Here is a 23,882-nt window from a genome sequence, read left to right as displayed (position 1 = left end):
ATGGCGGTCTCGATCGCGCGAAAGACGCTTCTTCACGAATGGCGCCGGTTTCTTCCCGCAGCCGTCGCCGTGGCGTTCTCCGGCGTGCTCATGACGGCGCAGGGCGCGCTTCTGCTCGGCATCGTGGGAGCCAACGCCCTTTATGTCACCCAGTCCGAAGCCCGGTTCTGGGCTGGTTATCCCGGCACGCAGAGCGTCGAGCTCGGGCGAACCGTGCGGTCCGAGACCGCGACGGTGCTCTATGCGCAGGCCGACATTTCCCATGTGGAGCCGTTTCTCCTCGGGTCCGGCGACTGGCGCGCGATGCAGGGCGGCGGCGTGAGCGTGACGCTGCTAGGCATCGACACCGCGCCCGACGGCGAGGCTCTGGCGAGGATCGTACCGGCACCGCTGCGGAACCGTCTGAGCGAGCCGGGAACGGTGCTGCTCGACCGCGCCGACGGCGCCAAGCTCTCGGCGGGATCGGGCCAGACTGCCGAGATCAACGGTCGGTCCGTCCGCGTCGTCGGCTTCGTCGAGGGCCTGCGCGGCCTGGGCGGGGTCAACGTGGTCACCTCGCTGGAAACGGCGCGACAGCTCGACCAGACATTGCCCGCGGAGGGGGGCGCCACCTACTTCCTCTTCGACCTCAACTCTGGGGGGCAAGCGGCCGCCGTCGCGGCACGGTTGAACCAGGAGGCGGGCTCGCCCCGGCGGTTCGAGATATGGCCGGCGGAGCGACTGGCCGACATGTCCACTCTCTACATGCTGATGGACTCGGGGGCCGGCATCGCGTTCGTCTTCGCCACGGCCATTGCCCTGTTGATCGGGACCGTCATCACCAGCCAGACGCTCATGGCGGCGGTGGCGGGGACGATCCCCCAATACGCCACCTTGCGCGCCCTCGGCGTTCCCTTTGCCGGGTTGCGCGCCATCGTCATGGAACAGGCGGTCTGGGTCGGCGTGTTCGGCCTCGTGCTGAGCGTCCTGTTCTGCCTTGCCCTGTCCGGCGTTGCCGCCGTCTACGGCGTGCCGTTTCAATTGCGGATCGGCGTGATCGCGGCGGCATCCGCTGTCGTGTTCCTGGTCGCGCTGGTCGCCTGCGTTCTGGCTGTCCACCGGCTCCGAAGCGCCGATCCCGCGAGTCTTCTGAGGTGATCGAGATGACCCTGGCCATCAGCGCTCGCAATGTCGGCAAGTCCTTCAGCATCCAGAACATCCGAACGCAGGCCCTCGCCGACGTGTCCGTCGATATCCACCAAGCGGAGTTCACCCTGATGATCGGCCCCTCCGGCTGCGGGAAGAGCACGCTGCTCTCGATCCTCAGCGGAATGACCCTTCCCGATCACGGATCGGTCCATGTGGGTGCGCTGGATCTCGCGTCTGCAAGCGACGAGGAACGGGATGCGTTCCGACTGAAGAGCTGCGGCTTCATCTTTCAGGGCTTCAATCTCTTCCCGGCGCTGAACGCGCTCGAACAGGTGCAGGTGCCGCTGGACCACATGAACATCCCGGAAGACGAGGCGCGGGAGCGGGCAAGGCGCGCGCTCGAAAGTGTGGGCCTGGCCAAGCGATGGCACCTGCGCCCGGCCGAGATGTCGGGCGGCGAGAAACAGCGGGTGGCGATCGCGCGCGCTGTGGTGAAGCGGCCGCTCGTCCTGTTTGCCGACGAGCCCACGAGCGCGCTCGACAGCGAGAACGGTCGCAACGTCGCGGAAATCCTACGCAGCACCGCGAAGGAGACCGGAACCGCCGTGCTCTGCGTCTCGCACGATATGCGCCTTCTCTCCGCGGCTGACCGGCTTCTCCAGATGGAGGATGGCCGGCTTCGTCTCGACAGCCGCCCCGTCATGCGGAATGGAATCCTGGAATGGCTAGACTGATGAGACCCATCTCGCTGCGCAGATATATCGTCACCCTCTTCGCAACGGCCGCCCTGGCGCTGTGTGCCTTCTGGTTCGGCATCGCTTCGCCCAAGGCTATGGAGGACCAGGACGGAGCGTGGGCCGACGAACTCCCGATCCTTGCCGCGGCGCGAGGCACGGTCGATGTCGAGGGCGGCCTCCTGAAGATCAGCGCCCCGCGCGAGGGCCTGCTTGTCGCCGTCCCGGCGCTGGAAGGCCAGCGTGTGGCAGCTGGGGACGTGTTGGCGGTTCTCGACGCCCGGCAGGAGGAGCAGGCGGCCAAGATCGCCAAGCAGGAGGTTCGACAAGCCGAAGAGCACCAGACGCTCCTGCGGCTGAAGATGAAGGCCCTGTCGAAGGAGGTGGATCGAATGCGGCGCGCGGCGGCCGGAAAGGCGGTGTCGGATCAGGCCTTAGACGAGGTGCTGGCGTCGAAAGAAAGTCTGGCGATCGAGTTGAACATCGCCGCCTCCGCCCTGACCATCGCCCAGGAACGCCGGGACGGCGCCGAGCGGGAGGTCGAGCTTCGCACCCTGCGCGCGCCGGTCGATGGTCTCGTCGTGCGCCGCCGTGCGAAGGCCGGAGAGATCGTCTCGCCTCAGTTGGCGCCGGACCTGTTCGTGCTGCTGCCGGACGGGCGGAAAATTGTCCTGGCAGAGATTCCGGAGCAGTTCCTGAAAGGCGTCGAGCCGGGAAATCCCGTCGAGGTGCTTGAGGAAGACAGGCTGGCGCGCGCCTTTCCGGGCCGGATCGAACGCATCTCGCCGGTCCTGATGCAGGCGAGCGGCCCAACAGGGGGCGAGCGCAACGACATTCGCACGGCCGCGTCGGTCGTTTCGATCGATCAGGACGCGCCCTTCCGAATTGGCCAGCGGGTCATCATCCGGGTTCGCCAGTAATGGTGGGCGAGCCCCGATGCGGACGCATGGCCCCGTCTTTGATCGGGCGGCAGGGCCTTACGGCGCGGCGGAGCATGAGATCGATCCACAAGATCCCAGGCTCCCTGCGGGGTCCGCTCCATTGGACCATGTCGGCGGCGATCGTGTCGGCCTGCGTCGTCGCCATACTCGCGGCGGTGCTGGTCGCGTCGCTGATTGCTGGGTCGTTCGAGCCGCCAGCCTATTCGTGGAGCGAGCGATCCTTTCTCTTTCACATCGCGGGTTTGGCCATCTTCGTTGGCATCTCCGCATCCATTCTGGTAGCGCAACATGTCGAGCGACTGTGCAGGGAGATGACGATTGCAGCCGTTGGCACGGGGCCGAAGCGAAGTTCCGCGCTAGGCGAGAAGACGTGCGACCCGCCAAGCCCTGCCCACGACGCCGCTTCGATCGACATGCGGGGCGATCCCCAGGCCAGCGCGGATCGACGGCGACAGGAGCACTACGCTGAACTGGAAGTGGCGGCCGCAAGCTTCGCGCATGAGGTTCGCAATCCGCTCGGCATCATCAAGACCACGGCTGACCTCATCAGCCGCAAGCCGGACCTGACAGAGGCCGACAAGCGCAGGCTCGGCTACATCGCCGACGAGGTTCGTCGCATTGATCGTCTGGTTCGGGACTTTCTCGGCTTCGCCCACCCCGTTCAGCGACTGCACACGGTGACGATCGGCGAACTTCTGGAACGTGCGCTGGGGATCTGTCGGGACGAGATCGAGCTTCGCGGCATAAGGCTTGAAATCGAGGACCTCTCTCAGAACGCCTGTCTGACCGTCGATCTCGACCAGATGGTGCAAGCCTTCCTCAACCTCGTTCTCAACGCGATGGAAGCGATGGGCGAGCCGGATGGTCTTCTCACCATCACGATCTTCCCACCAGACAAAGGGTGTATTTCCCTCACGCTACGCGACACCGGCCCCGGCATCGCGCCCGAACTGCTGGACCGCATCTTCGACCCGTTCGTGACCACCAAGGCAAACGGATCGGGTCTCGGCCTTGCGACCGTCTCTACGATTCTAAAAAGTCACGGCGGCGGGATCGAAGCCGGAAATGCTGAGCATGGGGCGCGGTCTTCAAATTGGCGATTCCCGTGTCATCTCCTTTTCTAGGCCCTGTTGACATAGTCGCTCAGCCACATGCGTGAGGCGGCGAGGGAGAGGAAGGCGAGGAAGGAACTGGCGGTTTTATCGTAGCGTGTGGCGATGCGCCGTGCCTGCTTCAGTCGGTTGAACATGCGCTCGATGCGATTGCGGTCCCGGTATTGCTTGAAGTCGCAAGCTGCGGGCGCCCGGCGGTTGGCCTTGGATGGGATCACCGGCAGGACGCCCTTGAGCAGCAGTGATTGACGAACGTCGTCACCATCATAACCTTTGTCGGCCAGCAAGAGACGCGGCTTGCCGACTGGCATGGCGAGAAGGGCGGAAACGGTTTTGTAGTCGGACACCTCGCCGCCGGTCAGCACAAAGCCAAGAGGGCGTCCCCGACCGTCAGCGCGGGCATGGATCTTCGACGTAAAGCCGCCGCGGCTTCGACCAATGCCCTGCGCACAGGTCCCCCTTTTGCGCCCGCAGCCTGCGAATGGCCGCGAACTGTGGTGGAGTCGATCATGTGCCGCCAGTCGTCGGTCAGCCCGAGCTCGACCAGCGTCTCCAAGAGCGCATCCCAAACGCCCTGTTCGGCCCAACGCCGGAACCGGACATAGACCGAGTTCCACTTGCCGTAGCGCTCGTGCATGTCGCGCCATGGGCAGCCGGCACGCAGAACAAACAGCATGCCGTCGAGGAAACGGCGGTTGTCATGCGAGGGACGAGCCTTGCGACCTCGCTCGCTCGGCAAAAGCTCGCCTATAATAACCCATTCCTCGTCCGACAGATCGCCTCGCGCCAACGCTGCCTCCAAAAAGGCAGCCTTGAATCAGACCTCAGCCAATCCGTGAACCCACTATGTCAACAGCGCCTAGGTTTCCCTGTTCGCTGCCTTAGGGAATTTGAGCGCTGGGCCTTGGAAACGTTGGCAGTCGGAATGGTCCTCGACGATGCGATTCAAACGCTCGCGCGCGGCGACGGCTTCGCCGAAATCAGAGGTCTCGCAACTGAGCCGCACCTTCGAGCGGGGATCAAGATTTTTGTAGCGGTCGGGGACGCGGCGCTCGTAATACCAGATGCCCTCGCGCAGGGTCAGCCATTTGAGCTTTGGTTTCGCGGCCATGTTTGCGCGACTGTCCCCCGGTTTGTTCCCCGGATCATGGGTTTTCCTTGGCGCGGAACGTCGATTTTCTGGGGAAATACCTGCCACGCAGTCGGTTGGGAAGCAAGTTCTCGTTCGGTTATGGCGGAGAAAGGAGGCATAAGCGAACCTTTCTCCAAAGCTGGGTTCGCTGTTCATAGGGAATATACAGGGATAACCAGACATCAAGCAGAGTGCTGAACAAGGGGGCGGTTTGGCGCTCCCTCGTCCACAGCGCCGGGCCCGACGCTCAGGAGCGCTATCGCGCGATCGTCGCCCGCGCGCGCCTGGAAGGCTTCGCCTACGCCCCGGCTAAGGATCTTATGGAGCGATCACGGGAAGAGCGCTTCGCTCGCCTGGAAAGGATCGCTTCCAGCCTGGAAGACAAGCCGACCACGAAGACGGGGACGGCTGACGATCAGCAGCTGTTCTCAGCCCTGATGGGAACGGCGGAGGAGCCGCTGATCCTGCTGTCGGACCTCGTCTCGGAATACGAAAAGGCAACGCTGGATAAGCGGTTGAAGATGTCGGAAGCCCAGGTCCACAAATGGCGGCTGCCGCCCACTCGCGCCGTTCGGCACCTGATCGACGTCATCGGCGACAAACCGATCACGGCCGTGACGCGCGCGGATGCCATCCGATTTTGCACCGCTCGCAGGTTGCCGGTCGCCTTAAAGATGATCGACGCTTTCGTTCGTCGCAGCGAGTGCGTGGCGGCTTGCACGGCGGTGAGTGCGACCGACCAGAGCGAACGTGCCGACATCAGCCGCTTGGTGGAGACGACCATGACTGCGCGAAGCGCGGCGGCGAGAAGAATGAGCCCATCCCCCAGCGTCCAGGCCGTCAGGCCGCCGACCAGCAAGCCCACGCCGGCGCAGGCGATCACCGCGCCGCAGACGACGATCGGGGGTGGCAGACGGCGCGAGAGCCCATGGTCCAGGAACGGGGTGAAGAGCGTGCAGAGCGAGATGATGAGGGCCGCGTTCGTCGCGCTCGTCAGCGCAAGGCCCGCGATCTCCGAGATGAAGATCGCCGCCAGGATCGTCCCGAGCACCGCAGCGCGCAGGATGTCGCCCCATCTGGCGGAGGCGAGTTCCCGGCGCGCCGCCAGCCCCATGATGCAGCCTGTGGCGACGAACCTGTAGAAGATCAGGACGAGGACGGGGGCATAGGCCAGCGCGCCCTTGGTGACGGGGTAGCTCGCGCCCCACACGACCGCGATGGCGAGGACCGCCGCGTCGGCCGGGAGCGTCGACCGCTGCCCGGTCCGCGCCATGGTGCCGGATGGATGGGTCATGCTTGCTTTCGCCCTGCGTGCCGCCGGACCCCCTTGATCCTGGCTTCCGATCGGCTTGATAGGGGGCGGTGCTGGAGCGTTATAGAACGAAAGTGCGGACCCGGTCAGCTTGCGCGTAGGCCGCCGGCGTCATGCCGACGATAGCCGTGAAGTGACGGGCCATATGGCTCTGGTCGGAAAAGCCCGCCTCCATCGCGGCGGCGGCGGGCGCGTGCCCATCGCGCAGTCGGTCCTGAACCAAGCGCACCTTCAAGCCGATGTGGTAGGCATGCGGGGGCAGTCCGGTCTGTCGCTTGAAGAGGTCGATCGTCTGCCGGCGACGAAGGCCCGCGAGCTGCGAGAGCGTGTCGAGGCTCACGTCCTCGCCGACATGGGCATGGAGAAAGTCGACCAGCGTCCGGACGCGATTGTCGGGCAAGGCGCTTCGGGCGCCGTCGCCTGGTGCGCCGCCGGCAAGGATGGCGACAACGTCCGCGAAGGCGACCCACGCCGCGTCGCGCGACAGCGTCAGCCGCGAGGCGTGGACGCTGTCGTGAATGCGTTCGAGGCGCGCTGCAAGCACAGGGTCGTGGCGGTCGCACCGTTCGAAGTCGGGGAGCGAGGAGGCCGATGCGCCCCGGCGATCCCCGAGAATCTCCGCCATCGTGGCCTCGTCGACGTAGAACATCCGCTGCACCCAGCCGGCCTCGACGGCCGCGTTGCCGTGATGGACGTCGCCGGGCCGCATGGACATCAGGGTTCCCGGCAGGACCGTATGGCGCTCGCCACGGCACCAGACCGAATGCACGCCGCCGGTGATGACGCCGATCAGGTATTGCGGATGGGAATGCGGCTTGAACGTCTGCCGCACGTAGTGGGCCGCCAACGTCTCGAGGCCACGATGACCCAGCGGACGCCGGAACGAAACCCGCTCCGATCGGGGTAGCGGGCCCGGCCCGTCTTCCATCTCTTCTACCTGACTGTTCATGCGGCGGCTGTTCGTCTTCTCAACTATCTCGAACGCCAGCTTTTGCACCAGCCCTCCCAACTGCGGACCGTAAGCTTTCCACCCACCCCGGCTGCAAGTTTGTCTGCCTGATCGGGTCGAGAACGGACCGGCAGCTTTCGGATTGATCGGGCGAAAAGCTGCCATTCCGCTTTCGACCCATTAACGCCATACGCTGCACGAAGCGCTTTCCCCGAAAGCGGACACAAGGTTCGTGGCCATCGGGGATCAATACGGTACAGGACGCGATGGCACCGATTCCTACTGATCCACGGCTTGTTCGGATCGCTGAGCGCTCCCGGCATCCTCTCCGCTTTCGGCGACGCAACGGTTCTCGCACCTGATTTGATAGGATACGGCTCTTACCGAAACGGAGCCCCGGTTGGATGGGAGCTGTTTGAGCAAGCTGACCACGTCGCAGGCTGGCTGCGCGAACGCTCCGACGAGCCCGTTGATGTCGTTGGTCACTCGGTCGGCGGCGCCATTGCGGTCTTATTTGCGGGGCGCCATCCAAAATTGACGAGATCCCTGACGAGTATTGAGGGCAACCTCACACTGGGCGACGCCTTTTGGTCGCGAAAAATTGCAACGCAGGAACTCTTCGAGATCTCAGAAGAGGTCGATGGTTTTCGCGCTGACGTGGCCGCGTGGATCGGCCGTGCCGGCGTGGAGCCGACCCCCTTTGCCTTGGAAGTAGCGACCCAGTGGCTCGAAAACCAACCCATCTCCACATTGCGTAGCCAGGCTCGCGCTGTCGTCTCGGCGACAGGCGAAGATGCTTATCTCGATGGTCTGAAGAAGTTCGTTAATTCCGGTCTGCCGGTTCATCTGCTCGCAGGTGCTCGCGCTCGGAGCAGTTGGAACGTGCCCGAGTGGCTGACACGCGAAGCCACAACCAACGCTGACATTCCGGACACTGGACACCTGATGATGCTGGAGGCACCTGGACTGTTCGCCAGGAGCATCATACGGAATCTGGCTGACAGCACAAAATGCCGGGGTCAGCCGGAGTAGTATTCCAAACGAAGCGACTTTGTGGCGACACCCGCGATACTCCGGTCGTTTCAACGGGCTAGATCTCTCACACACGTCATAAAGCTGCCCGTCAGCAAATCACCCGGTGGGTCCGACCGGCGCGGAGAAAGCGGTCGCCCGGAAGCGGTCGGACGGGTGTCGCCCCATTCTCGCCACTTGTGCTCGGGGAACTGAGGCCCGAAGTCGGAAAGAAGGGTTTCGACCGGTTGCGGTTTTTTCTGGCATCATGGCAGTTTGACGTAAACTGACGTTCAGAAGCGTCTCTTTATACGCTGCTGCCAGCGAGGTCTTATGCGCGAAGTCGATACGGACACGTTGCGGATCGCCTATCTGGAATTTGGTCCGGACAACGGTTGGCCGGTCGTACTCTCGCACGGCTTTCCATACGACGTTCACGCCTACGACGAGGTTGCGCCGCGCTTGGCAGACGCCGGGGCAAGGGTCATCGTGCCATACCTGCGCGGTTTCGGACCAACGCGGTTCCTGTCGGCCGCGGCGATGCGCAGTGGCCAGCAATCGGCGCTGGGCCGCGACCTCGTCGGTCTCCTGGATGCGCTCGGGATCGAGCGCGCCCTTCTCGCCGGCTACGATTGGGGCGGCCTCGCATCGTGCGTGGCGTCGGCCCTTTGGCCGGAACGCGTGGCCGGTCTCGTCTCATATGCCGGCTACGACGTCATCGACGTCGAACGGCTCGGCCACGCTTACCCGCCCGCCTTGGAGCAGGCCCTCTGGTATCAGCATCTGTTCCAGCATGAGCGCGGCCGCGAGTGTCTCGCGCTCCATCGGCGCGAACTGTGTCGCACCCTTTGGAAGCAATGGTCGCCCACATGGAGTTTCGACGACGCGACGTTCGAGCGAACGGCCGCCTCGTTCGACAATCCGGATTTCGTCGACGTGGTCATTCATTCCTACCGCTTCGACTTTGGCCTTGCAGCTGGAGATCCCGCGCTGACCGCGTTGGAAGCACGACTGGCGCGAAAGCCACCGATCACAGTTCCCGCCATCACGATCGACGGAACAAAGGACCCCCTGAAACCGGGTGGCACTGCCGACCATGCAGGGATGTTCACGGCACGCTACGAGCATCGCGTCGTCGAGTGCGGGCACAATCTGCCATGGGAAGCTCCCGGCGACTTCGCCGAAGCGGTTCTTGCAGTTCGGGCTTGGAACTCTGAACTGCGAACGTGAAGGCGACGGCCGCTCGCCGCGTTGTCCCGTGAAACCAGAAAGACCGCTTCCCACCCCTCCAGCTATCGGAAAGAACGCCATCAGATCCGGAAGGCGGCCGTTGCGCACCCACCCGCTGGAGGAAGCGAACGCTGCACCTCGTTGCCTTCGGCCAACGTTAGCGCAACTTCAACATCGGAGCCGACTTATGTGGAAACGAGTCGATCCGCTTCTGATGCAGGTTAGGGATAAGCTGCTGTTCGCGATACCAGCGAGTCCCACAATAATTGACTATCGTAAAAGGTAAGGTGCCAGGATCTCGGCAGCCCAATCCACAAAAGCGCGCACCCGCGGCGAGAGATGGCGACTGTCGGGGAACAGGATGGATATGGGGGTAGGCGTTGGCGGGTATTCCGACATGATCTCCGTCAGTGCGCCCGATGCAAGATCCTCGGCAAAACGGTAGCGGGGTGCTTGAACGATCCCGAAGCCCAGTCTGGCGGCGGCGGCACTGGTATCCGAACCGCTGACGAGGATGCGCGCCGGCAGCGCGATCTCCACGATCTTACCTCCCACCGTGAACTGGAGCGGCAGCGGCTGTCCCGTCCGGGAGGAAACGAAGCCGATCATCTGGTGGCCTTCCAGATTGTCCGGCGAAGCCGGGGTGCCCCGCGCGGATAGATAGGCGGGGCTGGCGCAGGTGATCTCCTCGACGGCTCCCAAAGTGCGGCCGACCATGCCGCTGTCGGCCAGCTCGCCTGCTCGCACCACGCAGTCCACGCCTTCGCGCACCAGATCTACGAACCGCTCGCTCTCGCTCAGATGGATGTTGAGATTTGGATGGCGCGACAGGAACTCGGGAAGTGCCGGGAGCAGCATCGTCCGGGCGATCAGTCCTGCGACGTCGATGCGAAGCAGCCCTGACACCGTGCCGGCAGCGGTTCGATCGGCCTCCTCCAGCTCCCGCAGGATTGCGACGCAGCGGTGGTAATAAGCCTCGCCTTCACGGGTCGGCCGAACCTGACGCGTCGTGCGATGGAGTAGGCGCACGCCGAGCCGCCGTTCCAGTTCCTGAATGGCGGCAGTGGCGGTGGGGCGGGAGATACCGAGCTCCGCCGCCGCTCCAGTAAAGCTTCCCCGCTCTACGATGCGGACGAAGAGAGCCAAGGTGGCCAGTCGATCCGTGCTCACTGTTCGCCTAGAGAGAATTATGTTGTCAAAAATAGCTGTCTAACGCCGTTTCGGGCGGGTTTCTATGCTCTGCGGGTGAACAATCGGAGAATTGCCATGCCGTCGTCACCTCCCATCGCCATCGTAACCGGCAGCAGCAGAGGTATTGGCCGCGATGCCGTGCTTCGCTTAGCCGAGCGCGGCGTGTCTTCGATCGTAACCTATCATTCCGGGCGCGCTGTGGCCAATGAGGTGGTCGAGTTGGTTCGGCAAGCGGGCGCAAAGGCGGTGGCGCTGCAACTCGACGTGGGACAGGCGAATAGCTTCGCCAGGTTCGCCGCCGACGTCCGTGAGGCTCTTGCGACACTGGGCGCTCAACGGTTCGATTATTTGGTCAACAACGCCGGCACCTCCTCGACGGCGACGCTCGCCAACGGCACCGAGGCGGAATTGGACGAAATCTTCGCCATCCACTTCAAGGGTCCATTCCTTCTTACTCAGACGTTGCTGCCGTTGATGAATGACGGGGGTCGCATCGTGAACGTCGCCTCCGGTCTCACCCGGTTCAGCTTTCCGGGGCGCGCGATCTACGGGCCGATCAAGTCGGCGGTTGAGACCCTGACCCGGTACATGGCACTCGAACTCGGACCACGCGGCATCTGCGTGAATGTCGTCGCGCCCGGCGCCATCGCGACCGATTTTAGCGGTGGGGTGACGCGCGACAATACAGACGTAAATAAGGCAATCGCCTCGCAGACCGCGCTCGGGCGCGTCGGCGGTCCCGAGGAGGTCGGTCCTGTGATCGCAGCGCTGTTGTCAGACGACTTTCGATGGGTCAATGGCCAGCGCATCGAAGTCGCAGGAGGGTTTCGGCTTTAGAATCGCTTACGCGCAGCCCGACCGGGTCCGCACTTTCGTTCTATAACGCTCCGGCACCGCCCCCTATCAAGCCGATCGGAAGCCAGGATCAAGGGGGTCCGGCGGCACGCAGGGCGAAAGCAAGCATGACCCATCCATCCGGCACCATGGCGCGGACCGTGCAGCGGTCGACGCTCCCGGCCGACGCGGCGGTTCTCGCCATCGCGGTCGTGTGGGGCGCGAGCTACCCCGTCACCAAGAGCGCGCTGGCCTATGCCCCCGTCCTCGTCCTGATCTTCTACAGGTTCCTCGCCACAGCCTGCATCATGGGGCTGGCGGCGCGCCGGGAACTCGCTTCCGCCAGATGGGGCGACATCCTGCGCGCTGCGGTGCTCGGGGCGATCCTGGCGGCGATCTTCATCTCGGAGATCGCGGGCCTTGCGCTGACGAGCGCGACGAACGCGGCCCTCATCATCTCGCTCTGCACGCTCTTCACCCCGTTCCTGGACCATGGGCTCTCGCGCCGTCTGCCACCCCCGATCGTCGTCTGCGGCGCGGTGATCGCCTGCGCCGGCGTGGGCTTGCTGGTCGGCGGCCTGACGGCCTGGACGCTGGGGGATGGGCTCATTCTTCTCGCCGCCGCGCTTCGCGCGGTCATGGTCGTCTCCACCAAGCGGCTGATGTCGGCACGTTCGCTCTCGTCGGTCGCACTCACCGCCGTGCAAGCCGCCACGGTCGGCGCCATGGCACTGGTTGCCCTTGTCGTGATGCAGGACCTCGGCGCCCTGGCGGTCCGGGCCGACGCCGGCTTCTGGGGCCGCGTCGCGTTCCTGTCGCTGTTCTGCACGGTCGCGGCCTTCTACGTCCAGAACGCCGCGGTGCGCCGCACGAGCCCGACGAGGGTCGGCTTCCTGATGGGAACCGAGCCGTTGTTCGGCTTCGCCCTGGCCCACGCCCTCCTGTCCGAGCCCGTCACCGGCGGCGCCGTGCTCGGCGCGGCGATGATCGTGGCGGGAACGTTCGCGGGGCTCCTGGCCGACCGCAAGGCAGGCTGAGGGCCGACAGTCGTCCCTCGCCATCGGCTGTGGCGCGAAGAGCACTTAACAAAAACTCGGGGGCGGGGGATGGTCGGGTCTTTTCGGCATCATCGCCCTGTCGACGATGATCGAGCACGAGGAGGATGGCATCAAGGTGAACCTCGTCTGGCCCGAGTTCACCAACACAGCGCTGAACAACCAACTGGGCACCGCGACGCTCGAGAAAGGTTCGAGCGAGGTCGTACGGGTCGCGAGGTTCGGGCCGACCGATCCCTCCGGGGTCTACACGTGCTGGGAAAACCAGACGATTTCCCTGGTGACGGATCGACCGAAAGGCTGCCACCCTGTCCGCCCTCCGGAACAGTCAGGTTCGGTCAGCCCGTTCCGAATGGTCCAATCTGTCGTGCGGGAATTCCCGTTCCACAAGCCGTTGGAAGCGTGAGGTGAGACCTGCCATCTGATCCCTGAAGGGCGGGTAGGTCGGGGCTGCTCGCACGCGCCGCCATGTCGGCGGCGTGATCCGCTTCGCTGGCGACGGTGGCGGCTCATGTCACGTCTGGACCGTCCCCACCCCCGACGCGCTCGCGGATGCCCCCGGGTTCCAGCCCCAGGTGGACACGCGTACGCGAAACCTCGACGCGTGTCGCGAGCACCGCGTCCGCCTGCCCCTCCGACGCCCAGTATCGGGTCGTCTCCGTGATGCGCATGCCTCTCCTGCGCCATCGTGATCTGCGGTCGGCGTCGCCCGGCGCCCGGTGCGACGCTTTCGACAGCCCGTGTCGTCCGATCGCCTACCGCGAAACGTCGACCGCCCTGCCATCCGCCGAGGACCGTTCGATCGCGTCGATGATGCGATGAATCGTGACCGCGTCGTCGAAGCTCGGCGCCTTCTGCGTACCTTGACGAATATCCTCGGCCATCAGCGCGTAGGTGCGGGCGACGTTGCCGTAGGTCGGGTCGGCTGGCAGATCGGCGAGAAGATCGGGGGGCACGTCGATCGGTTGGAACGAGCGGTCGTCGCCGCGGCCGCCGGTCAGCGTCAGCGGCAGGAGTTGCGGGTGACCGAAGGGTGCGGACAGCCGCAGGTCGCCGTCGGTGCCATTGATCTCCCACAGAAAACCCTGGCCGTCTCGCGCCATTCCACCTCTGTAATGCAACGACAATGGGCTGCCATCGGCCAACAAACCGCTGACCAGCACTTGGTCGGGCGCCGACACGGGCAGGGTCTCGCCCGTATCGGCGGCGAGCGCGGTCGCGCGGCGCGTCGTCAGCACGGCGGATACGCCTGCGACATCGCCCAGCACGCCATGCACCGCAGCCAACGTATGCCCTATGGGTATCGTCAGCATGTTCGCACCGGTCGAACGATCCAGAAGGTAGGCGTCGGTCGAACGGCTCGCGATCATGCCGCCCCAGCCGCCGCCCCGCGCGACGATCGTCGTGGAAAGCACCTTGCCGACGTAACCCTCGGCCACAAGTCGCACGAGTTGTCGGACTTCTGGAGCAAGGCGCGCCTGTATTCCCGTGACGGCCACGACACCGGCCGTCCGCGCGAGCGCGGCGAGTTCCTCCGCCTCGGCCAAGCCATTGCCGAGCGGCCACTCGCAGTAGACGTGTTTGCCCGCCGCCAAGGCCGCACCGACGATCGCGCGATGGTGCGGTACCTTTACGGTGACCGCCACCACATCGATCGACGCGTCGCCCACCAGTTCCGCGACGTCGTCGTAGGCGCGGGGCAGTCCTGTCTCGGCGACCGCTCTCTCGGCGCTGGCCCGGCTCGTGTTGGCGACGCCGGCGATCTCGAAATCCTCGGGCAGGGCTTGTAGCGCGGGCAGATGGGCCCGCGCTGCCCAGCTTCGGCCGGGTTGCAGGCCGACGATGCCGACGCGGAACGGTTGCTTGGTCATGGTCTACTCCTTCGAAGCGGATCAGGCGGCGCGTTGCTGCAGGTGGACCTGCCCGATCTTCGTCATGGCGGCCTCGATGGCCGCCTTGCGTCTGTCCGCGCCGTAGTTCAGTCCCTCGGCGACGATGAACTCGGGTTCGACGCCGATGAAGCCGAACGTACCGCGCAGCAGCGTCTCGGCATGCTCATAGGACGCGAAGGGCGAGCCCTCGCCGTAGAGGCCGCCGCGGGCCAGGGCGACGATCACGCGCTTGCCCTTGACCAACCCCTCGGGCCCGGTCTCGCCGTAGCGAAAGGTCTGGCCGGCGACGAGGATGCGGTCGATCCAGGCTTTGAGCTGGCTCGGGATGGTGAAGTTGTAGAGCCCGGCGCCGATCACCACGATATCGGAGGCCAGGAACTCCGTCAGCGTCGCTTGCGCCTCGGCGCCGGCAAAAGCGTCGAGCGTGAGATGCGCGAGCGGCTCCCCGGCGAGGTCGCGGTAGGTGACGTCGAGGCCGGCATCGTCGGAGCGCAGCCGCTCCACCACCGCTGCGGAAAGGGCGCGGCTGGCGGAGGCCTCGCGCTGAATGCTGGAATCGAGGTGCAGGAGCTTCATCGGGCCGTCCTGAGGTCTGGATTTGTGACCTGAGCCAGTTATGTGACTTAACGAGCGCCGCCAAGAACGCAAACCTTTAGGACTTGGTCACATGGATCTGCCTTCCTCCCCCGGCGTCTCGACGCAATGTCGACGCATGAAGGGCATTCTCAGCATCGTCGGCGACAAGTGGACGGTCATGATCGTCATGGTGCTGCGACGCCAGCCCCGTCGCTTCAACGAGTTGAAGAGGACGATCGGCGGAATCTCGCAGCAGATGCTGACGCGCACGCTAAAGGCCCTGGAACGCGACGGCATGGTCAGCCGAACGGTTCACCCAACACTGCCGCCGCAGGTCGAGTACGCGTTGACACCGCTCGGCCGCTCCTTGTCGGAACCGGTCCTCAAACTCGGCGAATGGGCCGCCGAGCATCTCGACGAGGTCGAAGGCAACCGTATCCGCTACGATGTCGCGTGACGTGCGGGAGACTGGGCTTTGGCGATGTCGGTTGAACCCGCGGATCTCCACCAACGATCCGCGCTTCATGCTGCGCACGGCGTTGGCAGGCGAGGCATCACGTTCGCCACAGAGGACACGTTCCGCGCTTACGTGGAGCGCGGCGAGCTCGTCTCCCTTCTGGACGCCTTCCTTGAGCCCTTCGCAGGCTTCCTCCTCTGCTTTGCGCACCGACGTCACATGGCACCCACGCTGCGGGCATTCGTGGACTTCGTTCGGGACGGGCAGGACGCGACGTGGGACGGCGCCACCGTGTCCGGCGGGCGTACGAAATCGAACGACCGAATGTCCGCTTCCGAGTAATCCCAAAGCCTCAATGAACGGCGCGTACGGGCCGAGAACGGACCGGCAGCTTTAAGAGAGATCGAGCGAAAAGCTGCCGTTCTGCGAACAACCCGACTAAGACATATCGAAGGGTATATGGATACGCTCCAAACCGGACATCGGTGAGCGCCCCCCCATCGCTGCCGTGGCGGCTAGATGGCCATAAACCTGCTTTGCCCCTAGAAACGCCGCCAGGGCGACCATGATGGCGCCGGACGAGCGACCGGCTCGTCTTGCAGCCTGCAATCGCGTGCTGAGAACGATACGGGAGCCGTAGCCGATCGCTATCGGTCGATTCGCACGCGCTGGGCTTTTCCTTAGAATTTGTACCCGAGCATGAGCGACGCTTTAGGCTGCACGGTCTCGCGGACGATCGGGCTGTCGGCGGCGTCGCCCGTCAGGAACTTTGCACCCGCCTCGCCCCGCACGAGCCAGTGCTCGTTCACCAGATATGTGGCGGAGGCGGACACATCAATGCGTTTGAGTCCCGCCTCCGCTTGGTAGGCCGGCAAGCCGGAGCGCGCCGATTGCGTGGCATCGATGCCGAAATAGGATTGCATGTGACGATCGTCGGCGAACACCGCCTTCGCGTCCGCCCCAAGAATGATCCGTTCGCTGACCGGCGCGGTAAGCGATACGCCAGAGGTGCCGACCAATCCGCCGCTTCCGCCGAGCGTCTTCTCCAACGTCGCGTAGATTGCGAACGGGCCGGTCTCGTAAGCCACCTTGCCCCCGAGCGTCGCGGCGAAGTCGATGTCGCCGAGACCGCGCAGGATCGGGTCGTCGTCCTCGTCCCGCCCCGACTCGTAGCCTGCCAATGCGGAGACCGAGAAGCCGTTCGCCTCGAACGCTTCGAGTTCGAGGCCCGTCGGATCGATCTTCAGCCAGTCGCCGTAGGTGAACAGGAAGATCGGCAGCGGGCTGACCTCCAGATCCTTGCCGCCCTCGTACTCGGGCTTGAGCGCGCCGCCAAGGCCAACGATCAGTGTCCAATTGCGGACCGGCGTGGTCGCCGCGTCCTCGACGGGCGGCTCCGCCAGGCGCTCGGCAAGTGTCGCATCGGCCGCAGCAGCGGGCATCGCGACGGGCGCGCTTCCGAGAAGGAGAACCGTGGCAGCACAGGACAGGGAACGGATGTTGGAAGCAAAACGCGACATGGGAACTCCGGGAGGAACGGGTCGCCGTCCGCGCGAAACCGATGGTGGGCGGAAGCGGCGGCATCACTTTCCTGCCGCAACGCCGCGTCGGCGCGGGTGTCGTTGTGTTGCGGTTCATTGCCGAACGGGGCGGGATTGGGGCGAAGCGATCCCAACCTTCGAGCTTAACATAACGCAACAGTTCAACACCCGCGGCGCGGTAGCGACCTTCTAGAACGGTATCGACCTGCTCTCCGCCCCTATCCGCGGGGGAGCCCCCGCCTTGGGAGATCGACAATGCCCGCCTTGCTTGCCCGAACCGTTCACGATCCGAGATGCTGCTGCCCCATGTCCCGCGTCGCCCGCCTCTCGGTTCTGCTGGCTCTTCTCGGCGTCGTTCAGTCAGGTGCCGCTCTGGCTCAACCAAGCGAAGCTCCTCCAGCCATACGTGTCGTGGCGGCGCAACGAGGCGAGGTGCGCGAAACGGTTCGCCTGACCGGAAGCGTGGTGGCGGGCGAAACCGTGTCCGTCTCCTCGCGCCTTGACGATTTTCGTATCCTGACGGTGCGGGCCGAGGTGGGCGACGTCGTGCGGGCCGGCGATGTCTTGGCCGAGCTCGACGACACGATGTTGCGTGTCGAGGAAGCGGGCGCGGCGGCAAAGCTCGCACGAGCCGCGGCGGCGGTCAGGCAGGCGAAAGTGGCCGTCGAGGACGCCGAGATCGCGCTTGACCAGATCCGATCCGACCTTCGTCGAAGCGCGCAGTTGCACGATAAGAGGCTGCTTTCGCAGGGGGCGCTCGAGGCGCAGGAAACGGCGCTGCGCCGCGCCGACGCCGCGCTGGCGACCGCCCGCGAAGGCTTCGCGGGCGCAGAGGCCGACCAAAGCCTAGCCCAGGCCGAGGCGCGGCGTATCGCGCTCGAACTCGGCTTCACGAAAATCCGCGCGCCGACAGGGGGAAAGATCGCGCGGCGCACCGCATCGATCGGCGCTATTCCCGCACGAGGCGGCGAACCGCTCTTTCAGATCATCAAGAACGGCCTCCTGGAGATCGACGGTGAAGTGTCGGAGCGCGGGTTCGCCAAGCTGCAAGCGGGGCAGACGGCCAGCGTCAGGACGGTCGGCGCCCCGGATGCGATCATGGGACGTCTGCGCCTTCTCCAACCCGAACTCGGGTCCCGAAGCCGGCTGGGTCGCCTCCGCGTGACGCTTCCCCAAGGGACGGACCTCCCGATCGGCGCTTTCGCGAGCGGGGAGATCGAAGTCGGGACCGGGAATGGCGTTGTTCTACCCACCTCTGCCATGCAGACGGAGGGCGGCGCCAGTACGGTCCTGACCTACCGGAATGGCGCGGTCACCCGAACGATAGTGCGAACCGGCATCGAGACGGCCGACCTCGTGCAGGTTCTCAGCGGCGTCGAGGCCGGCGACAGCGTGGTTCTGAAATCCGCAGGCGTTCTTGCCGACGGCGACCGCGTCACGCCGATCGAGACGCCCTACCCTGCGTCTCCGACCGGCTTCGAACCGGCGACCCTGCGAATGGCGAGCGAGCGATGAGCGTGAACGTCTCCGCCTGGGCGATCCGTAGGCCCCTGCCTTCCGTTCTCCTTTTCGTGGTTCTGCTCGGGCTTGGGATCGTCGGATTCCTGCGCCTTCCCATATCCTACTTCCCGACGATCGACGTGCCGCGGGTAAGCGTCTCCATCACCGACAGCGGCGCCTCCCCGGAGCAGATCGAAGCGGCGATCACGCGACGCGTCGAAGACAGCGTCGCCCGGCTTCTGGGCATAGACAAGCTGAGTTCGACGATCCGGGACGGCGAGAGCGTGACCACGATCGATTTCGACCTCGCCATCCCGGTGGATCGCGCCGTCACGGACGTGCGCGATGCGGTCGCCGCGATCGTCCCCGATCTACCCGCGACCATCGACCAACCCGTGATCCAGCGCGTCGATGTCGAAAACGGCGCGGTGGTGCGCTACGCCGTCTCGGACCGGTCGATGAGTGCGGTGGACCTCTCCTTCTTCGTGGACGATGTGGTCCTGCGCAGGTTGCGCGCGCTCCCGGGTGTCGGGCGGACCGATCGGGTCGGCGGCGTTGATCGCGAGATCGAGGTGCGCCTCGATCCCGACCGTCTTCTCGCGCTCGGCGTCACCGTTGCCGAGGTCAACCGGCAGCTCGGCGCGCTTGCCGTGAACCGAGCCGCCGGGACGACCGAAGCCGGCGGCCTTGATCGCGCCCTGTCGGCATCGGGCGAAATCAACTCGCTGGGATCGCTGAGGGCGACCCGGATCACGCTGGCCGATGGCTCCGCGGTCGCGCTGGAGGACCTCGGGACCATTCGTGACGCTGAGGCCGACCCTGCCGGCTTCGCCATCCTGGACGGGCACGAGGTGATAGGCTTCACGGTGTTCCGCGCGCCCGGAGCCAGTGACGACGCGGTCGCCGAGGCCGTTGCGACACTGACCGGAGAGCTGGAGAGCGAGCATGCCGGCCTCGCCTTCACTCTCATCGACGACAGCGTGACCTACACGCTCGGAAACTACCACGCGGCCATGAGCACGCTTGTGGAAGGCTCGCTTCTCGCCATGGCGGTGGTGTTTCTGTTCCTGCGCGACTGGCGTGCAACGCTGATCGCGGCGGTCGCGCTGCCGCTGGCCGCGATCCCGACCTTCTTCGCCATGTTGCTGTTCGGCTTCTCACTGAACGTCATCAGCCTGCTTGGCATAACGCTGGTCGCCGGCATCTTGGTCGACGACGCCATCGTCGAGATCGAGAACGTCGCGCGCCATGGCGCGATGGGCAAGTCGGCCTGGGATGCGGCGATCGACGCGTCCGACGAGATCGGGCTTGCGGTCGTCGCCATCTCGGCGACGATCATCGCCGTCTTCGTGCCGGTCGGCTTCATGGGCGGCGTGGTCGGGCAGTATTTCCGCGAGTTCGGCCTGACGGTCGCGATCGCGGTCTTCTTCTCGCTCCTTGTCGCGCGTCTCGTCACGCCGCTCCTGGCCGCGCGGCTGATGCGGCTGCGGCACGCGACCCCTCGTCCGCCCGGACGCGCCATGCGTCTCTACGGCGATCTCGCAAGGCTGGCCGTCGCCACGCCGCTCGCGACCGTGACGCTCGCGGTCGCGCTCTTTGCCCTATCGGTTGGCGCGGCAACCGGCCTGCCGACCGAGTTCCTGCCTGCCGAGGACAACGGACGGCTCCAGCTCTCGATCGAGCTTCCGCCCGGCTCGACCCTGGCCGAGACACGCGCCGCCGCGTCCGAGATCACGCAAGCCGTGGGCGCGATCGAGGACGTCGCGCATGTCTTCATCGAGGGTGGGGTCAACGCGCTTGGCGTTCGGGAACTCCGGCGAGCCGCCGTGCTGGTGACACTGCACCCGAAGGACAATCGGCAAGATACGGCGGCGCTGATCGCACATGGCGTCGCCGATCGGCTGCGCACGGTCCCGGACATCCGCTTCGAGATGCTGAACAGTCGCGGCGGCCGCGACGTTTCGCTCGACGTCCTGTCGCGGGACGGAGCGGCTGCGAGCCGTGCCGCCGCCGCGATCCTGCGCGACCTGTCCACCGCTCCCTTCGCCGTCGGGGAGGCGTCGAGCGAGGCGGGATCGCGCCCCGAGCTTCGCCTCCGGCTGCTGCCGGAACGCATGGCGGATGCAGGCGTCACCACCGCCGCGATCACCGAGACGCTGAGCGTGTCCACGAGGGGAGCCGCCAAACAAGCGCTACCCGACTTCACGGACGGCGAGCGCAGGATCCCGATCCGTCTTCGCCTGTCGGAGGTGGGTCGAGACAGCCTCGAAACGTTGGAGGCGCTTCGCGTCCCGACGTTCGAAGGCGGCACGATTCCGCTTGCGCAGGTCGCATCCTTCGAGACGGCGAGCCGCCTCTCGCGCATTCAGCGCTTCGACCGGGAGCGCCGTGTCGAGATCGGCTTCGATATGGCATCCGGCATGGCGGCGGGCGACGGACTGCGAGCGTTCATGGCGCTGCCCTCGGTCCGATCCCTTCCCGACGATGTGCGCGTCGTGCCGAGCGGCGATTCCGACACGCAAGGTGAGGTCTTCGCCGGCTTCGCGGTCGCGATGGGCACGGGCATCGGCCTCGTCCTCGTGGTGCTGATCCTTCTCTTCAACAGCCTCCTGACGCCGCTGACGATCCTCGTGACGCTGCCGCTCTCGGCCGGCGGCGTGGTTCTGGCTCTTCTCGTGACCGGGACCGCCGTTTCCCTGCCGGTTGTGATCGGCATTCTGATGCTGATGGGTATCGTCACGAAGAATGCCATCATGCTGATCGACTTCGCGCTGGATCGCGAACGGGCTGGGATGTCCCGCCGCGACGCTTCGGTCGCAGCCGGCATGGAGCGAGCTCGGCCGATCGTCATGACGACGCTTGCGATGGTGGCCGGCATGGTGCCGGCCGCGATCGGGATCGGCGAGGGCGGAGGCATCCGTTCGCCGATGGCGATCGCGGTGATCGGCGGGCTCGTGGTCTCGACACTTCTGTCACTGGTCGTGGTGCCAGCGCTTCACTGCCTGTTCGGGGACTGGACGGCATGGGCGGCACGCCTGCGGAATGCCCGCCGCGCGACGTCGTCCGCTTCCGACACCGGCCGCTCCGAGATGCTAGTCTAATGCGATCCGCTCTCCTTCACTCGCCTTCGCGCATTTCAAACGGGACTACGATGATCCTGACGCCGACGCCCCCGAAGCGAAACAGCGAGATGCCTTGCGTGCTTCTCGTGGAGGACGACCCGGAGATTGCCCGCATGGTCGCGGCAGCCTTCGGGGATGCGGGCTTGTTCGCCGATATCGCGGGCAGCGGCGCCGAGATGGACGCCGCCATGCGCCGTTCGACCTACGACCTCATCGTTCTCGACCTGATGCTGCCGGGCGAGGACGGCTTCTCGATCTGCCGACGGCTGCGCGCGTCGAGCACGATTCCGGTGCTCATGCTGACGGCGCAGCACGAGGAGATCGACCGGATCGTCGGATTGGAGCTCGGCGCTGACGACTACGTCACCAAGCCATTCTCGACGCGCGAGCTCGTCGCGCGCATCCGCAGCCTTCTCCGCCGAGCCGCCTACGCACCGGAAGGACGCAACGAAAGCGAGACGCTGCGCTTCGACGGTTGGACGATCGACCCCCAGCGCCGCACGGTGCGCAACCCGTCCGGCGCGCGGGTCGCGATGACGACGACGGAGTTCGACCTCCTTCTGGCCTTGTGCCGCAATCCGGGCCGTGTCCTTTCGCGCGAGCAGCTTCTGTCGATGACCCATGCGGGGCTGGCCGGACCGATCGAACGCTCGATCGACGTTCATGTCAGCCGCCTGCGTCAGAAGATCGAGCCCGACCCCGCGCAGCCGACCCTGCTGACCACGGTGCGCTTGGCGGGATACCTCTTCGCCGCGACCGTCGAGCGGGCGTGATGGGCGAACCGCGGCGATGGTGGCCCAAGACGATCCGCGCGCAGATGATGATCGTCATCGTCCTCGCGGTCGTCGCCGTGGTCTCGTTGGAGGGCGCCATCGAACCGTTGCGCAAGACGATTCTTCCGACTGCCGATACCGACGCGATTGCCGAGCGGGCGTTCACGATCGGCCGGCAGATGGAGGGAGCCGACCCGGCGCAGCGCGAATGGTTGCTCGCAAGCGCCGCGCGCCTCGGCTTCGAGATCGAACTCGTCGCGACGGGCGATCTCGATGCGCGGATCGCGGCGTCGCCGCCGCTTGGTCTTGCGGCGCAACTGGTCGGACTCCTGTTTCCGCAGGACACCGATCTGTCGACCGGAGCCCGTTGGATCGTTCTGGACGGTCATCGGGCCTTGGCGGTGCCCGTGGACGGTCGATCGGTGCTCGTCGTGCCGAACCTTCCCGACGTCCTGACCAACGACGTCGTGGGACCCTTGACCTATTACGTCCTTTCTTTCGTCATTCTCCTTCTTCTGTTCTCCTTTTATGCGGCGCAGACGGTTGCGCGGCCCATCGATCGCATCGTGGCCGAACTCGACCGGACGGACGGCATCGCCGAGGAGCGCCTGATTCCGGAGCGCGGAACGGTCGAAGTGGTTGCCCTCGCCAGGGCTTTGAACGGCATGCGAACACGCATCCGTGGCATGATCGACATGCGCATGCGCATGCTCCGCAGCGTCAGCCACGACCTGCGCACACCGCTCACGCGCCTGCGCCTGCGCGTGGAGCGGCTGCCGGAGGGAACAGAGCGCGACGCGATGATCTCCGATATCGAACGCATCGACGCACTCGCCACCGAGACGCTCGATTACCTGCGTCTCGACGCGCAGGGCGAGGCCGAGGAAAGCGTCGACATTGCCAGCCTCCTCCAGACGATCGAAGCCGACTTCGCCGACGTCGGCTTCGACCTGCGATACGAGGGACCGGCCCGTCTTGCCGCGACCTGCCGGCCGAACGCGCTGACGCGCGCCGTGACGAACCTGTGCGACAACGGCGTGAAGTTCGGGAAGCGGGTCGTCGTCTCGCTGATCCCGAATGCCGACACGATCTGGATCGAGGTGGCCGACGACGGCCCCGGCATCCCCGCGGAGCTTCGCGCGCTCGTCACCGAACCCTTCTTCAAGATCGACGCGGCGCGTGGCGAGCGCCCGCGTGAGGGCTTCGGCCTCGGTCTTTCGATCGTCGCCGACATCGTGCGGGCGCATGGCGGCACGATGAGCCTTCTGGCCCGTGCGCCTCACGGTCTGGTCGTGCGCCTCGCGCTGCCGCTGCGCCGACGCGACACGCACACGACGAGCCGCAACATCTCGACATCAAACGAAGCGTCGAAGGGCTCGGGAGGCGGCTAAG

The 23,882-nt window shown here is 65.5% G+C and carries 22 protein-coding genes and 1 pseudogene; 15 read left to right on the top strand and 8 right to left on the bottom strand.

The window, feature by feature from the left end:
• The 4 genes from M673_RS03980 to M673_RS03965 all read left to right on the top strand — a co-directional run bounded on the left by M673_RS03980 (position 1) and on the right by M673_RS03965 (position 3,927).
• Complete coding sequence (locus tag M673_RS03980; RefSeq protein WP_061973757.1) at positions 1-1,137, top strand: ABC transporter permease; 1,137 nt, start codon at positions 1-3, stop codon at positions 1,135-1,137.
• A gap of 5 nt (positions 1,138-1,142) precedes the next feature.
• Positions 1,143-1,862 carry an ABC transporter ATP-binding protein gene (locus tag M673_RS03975; protein WP_061977652.1) on the top strand — a complete coding sequence of 240 codons (720 nt, stop codon included), beginning with the start codon at positions 1,143-1,145 and terminating at the stop codon, positions 1,860-1,862.
• Positions 1,862-2,782, top strand: a complete 921-nt coding sequence (locus M673_RS03970) for an HlyD family secretion protein (RefSeq protein WP_061973755.1) — start codon at positions 1,862-1,864, stop codon at positions 2,780-2,782. The genes M673_RS03975 and M673_RS03970 overlap by 1 nt, the downstream gene beginning before the upstream one ends.
• 128 nt (positions 2,783-2,910) lie before the next feature.
• Positions 2,911-3,927, top strand: coding sequence for a two-component system sensor histidine kinase NtrB (locus M673_RS03965; protein ID WP_061973753.1), 1,017 nt, complete (start codon positions 2,911-2,913; stop codon positions 3,925-3,927).
• Here the strand turns inward: M673_RS03965 and M673_RS24030 are convergent.
• From M673_RS24030 to M673_RS03940, 4 genes and pseudogenes are all read right to left on the bottom strand, one after another.
• Positions 3,924-4,654: pseudogene (locus tag M673_RS24030) on the bottom strand (IS5 family transposase). The gene M673_RS03965 and the pseudogene M673_RS24030 sit on opposite strands and share 4 nt — an antisense overlap.
• A 120-nt stretch (positions 4,655-4,774) precedes the next feature.
• Positions 4,775-5,026: a hypothetical protein gene (locus M673_RS03950; protein WP_061973749.1), complete on the bottom strand. Its 252-nt coding sequence runs from the start codon at positions 5,024-5,026 to the stop codon at positions 4,775-4,777.
• 436 nt (positions 5,027-5,462) lie between these two features.
• The gene (locus M673_RS03945; protein ID WP_061973747.1) at positions 5,463-6,341 is read right to left on the bottom strand and encodes a DMT family transporter; all 879 of its coding nucleotides are present in this window, start codon (positions 6,339-6,341) and stop codon (positions 5,463-5,465) included.
• A gap of 79 nt (positions 6,342-6,420) precedes the next feature.
• The gene (locus M673_RS03940; RefSeq protein ID WP_244510305.1) at positions 6,421-7,473 is read right to left on the bottom strand and encodes an AraC family transcriptional regulator; all 1,053 of its coding nucleotides are present in this window, start codon (positions 7,471-7,473) and stop codon (positions 6,421-6,423) included.
• Here M673_RS03940 and M673_RS23505 point away from each other — a divergent pair.
• Together M673_RS23505 and M673_RS03930 are read left to right on the top strand one after the other, a co-directional pair.
• Positions 7,450-8,340 (top strand): alpha/beta fold hydrolase, encoded by an 891-nt coding sequence (locus tag M673_RS23505; protein ID WP_082639158.1) that lies wholly within the window; start codon positions 7,450-7,452, stop codon positions 8,338-8,340. The genes M673_RS03940 and M673_RS23505 overlap by 24 nt on opposite strands.
• Before the next feature lie 312 nt (positions 8,341-8,652).
• Positions 8,653-9,549 carry an alpha/beta fold hydrolase gene (locus M673_RS03930; protein WP_061973742.1) on the top strand — a complete coding sequence of 299 codons (897 nt, stop codon included), beginning with the start codon at positions 8,653-8,655 and terminating at the stop codon, positions 9,547-9,549.
• A gap of 270 nt (positions 9,550-9,819) precedes the next feature.
• Here the strand turns inward: M673_RS03930 and M673_RS03925 are convergent, their stop codons facing one another.
• Positions 9,820-10,695 carry a LysR family transcriptional regulator gene (locus M673_RS03925; protein ID WP_244493251.1) on the bottom strand — a complete coding sequence of 292 codons (876 nt, stop codon included), beginning with the start codon at positions 10,693-10,695 and terminating at the stop codon, positions 9,820-9,822.
• Between the two features lie 120 nt (positions 10,696-10,815).
• Here M673_RS03925 and M673_RS03920 point away from each other — a divergent pair, with 120 nt between their 5' ends.
• From M673_RS03920 to M673_RS24510, 3 genes are all read left to right on the top strand, one after another.
• A complete protein-coding gene (locus tag M673_RS03920; RefSeq protein ID WP_061973738.1) occupies positions 10,816-11,577 on the top strand; it encodes an SDR family NAD(P)-dependent oxidoreductase in 762 nt (253 codons plus the stop codon).
• Positions 11,578-11,702: 125 nt separating this feature from the next.
• The gene (locus tag M673_RS03915; RefSeq protein ID WP_061973736.1) at positions 11,703-12,611 is read left to right on the top strand and encodes a DMT family transporter; all 909 of its coding nucleotides are present in this window, start codon (positions 11,703-11,705) and stop codon (positions 12,609-12,611) included.
• A 106-nt stretch (positions 12,612-12,717) separates the two neighbouring features.
• Positions 12,718-13,035 (top strand): hypothetical protein, encoded by a 318-nt coding sequence (locus M673_RS24510; protein ID WP_061973734.1) that lies wholly within the window; start codon positions 12,718-12,720, stop codon positions 13,033-13,035.
• Between the two features lie 349 nt (positions 13,036-13,384).
• Here M673_RS24510 and M673_RS03905 read toward each other — a convergent pair whose 3' ends face one another.
• Together M673_RS03905 and M673_RS03900 are read right to left on the bottom strand one after the other, a co-directional pair.
• Positions 13,385-14,500: a Gfo/Idh/MocA family protein gene (locus tag M673_RS03905; RefSeq protein ID WP_061973732.1), complete on the bottom strand. Its 1,116-nt coding sequence runs from the start codon at positions 14,498-14,500 to the stop codon at positions 13,385-13,387.
• 21 nt (positions 14,501-14,521) lie between these two features.
• Positions 14,522-15,097, bottom strand: coding sequence for an FMN-dependent NADH-azoreductase (locus M673_RS03900; protein WP_061973731.1), 576 nt, complete (start codon positions 15,095-15,097; stop codon positions 14,522-14,524).
• Between the two features lie 91 nt (positions 15,098-15,188).
• On the opposite strand from M673_RS03900, the gene M673_RS03895 reads away from it, so the two are divergent.
• Together M673_RS03895 and M673_RS03890 are read left to right on the top strand one after the other, a co-directional pair.
• The gene (locus M673_RS03895) at positions 15,189-15,554 is read left to right on the top strand and encodes a winged helix-turn-helix transcriptional regulator (RefSeq protein WP_061973729.1); all 366 of its coding nucleotides are present in this window, start codon (positions 15,189-15,191) and stop codon (positions 15,552-15,554) included.
• A 24-nt stretch (positions 15,555-15,578) separates the two neighbouring features.
• Positions 15,579-15,896 carry a hypothetical protein gene (locus M673_RS03890; RefSeq protein WP_061973727.1) on the top strand — a complete coding sequence of 106 codons (318 nt, stop codon included), beginning with the start codon at positions 15,579-15,581 and terminating at the stop codon, positions 15,894-15,896.
• A 338-nt stretch (positions 15,897-16,234) separates the two neighbouring features.
• Here the strand turns inward: M673_RS03890 and M673_RS03885 are convergent, their stop codons facing one another.
• The gene (locus M673_RS03885) at positions 16,235-17,074 is read right to left on the bottom strand and encodes a MipA/OmpV family protein (RefSeq protein WP_061973725.1); all 840 of its coding nucleotides are present in this window, start codon (positions 17,072-17,074) and stop codon (positions 16,235-16,237) included.
• Positions 17,075-17,350: 276 nt separating this feature from the next.
• Here M673_RS03885 and M673_RS03880 point away from each other — a divergent pair, with 276 nt between their 5' ends.
• Genes M673_RS03880 through M673_RS03865 form a run of 4 tightly spaced genes read left to right on the top strand, consistent with a single transcriptional unit; the run spans position 17,351 to position 23,881 of the window.
• Positions 17,351-18,610, top strand: a complete 1,260-nt coding sequence (locus M673_RS03880; protein WP_082639157.1) for an efflux RND transporter periplasmic adaptor subunit — start codon at positions 17,351-17,353, stop codon at positions 18,608-18,610.
• Complete coding sequence (locus tag M673_RS03875) at positions 18,607-21,696, top strand: efflux RND transporter permease subunit (protein ID WP_082639156.1); 3,090 nt, start codon at positions 18,607-18,609, stop codon at positions 21,694-21,696. Before M673_RS03880 ends, M673_RS03875 begins: the two co-directional genes overlap by 4 nt.
• A gap of 50 nt (positions 21,697-21,746) precedes the next feature.
• On the top strand, positions 21,747-22,490 hold the full coding sequence (locus tag M673_RS03870; RefSeq protein WP_061973721.1) for a response regulator transcription factor: 744 nt from the start codon (positions 21,747-21,749) through the stop codon (positions 22,488-22,490).
• The gene (locus M673_RS03865) at positions 22,490-23,881 is read left to right on the top strand and encodes an ATP-binding protein (RefSeq protein ID WP_061973719.1); all 1,392 of its coding nucleotides are present in this window, start codon (positions 22,490-22,492) and stop codon (positions 23,879-23,881) included. The genes M673_RS03870 and M673_RS03865 overlap by 1 nt, the downstream gene beginning before the upstream one ends.
• Position 23,882 lies beyond the last annotated feature (1 nt).

Source organism: Aureimonas sp. AU20 (assembly GCF_001442755.1).
In the GTDB taxonomy this organism is placed as follows: domain Bacteria; phylum Pseudomonadota; class Alphaproteobacteria; order Rhizobiales; family Rhizobiaceae; genus Aureimonas.
The sequence above is the reverse complement of the archived record's forward strand: the minus strand, read 5'-3'. Positions and strand labels throughout refer to the sequence as shown.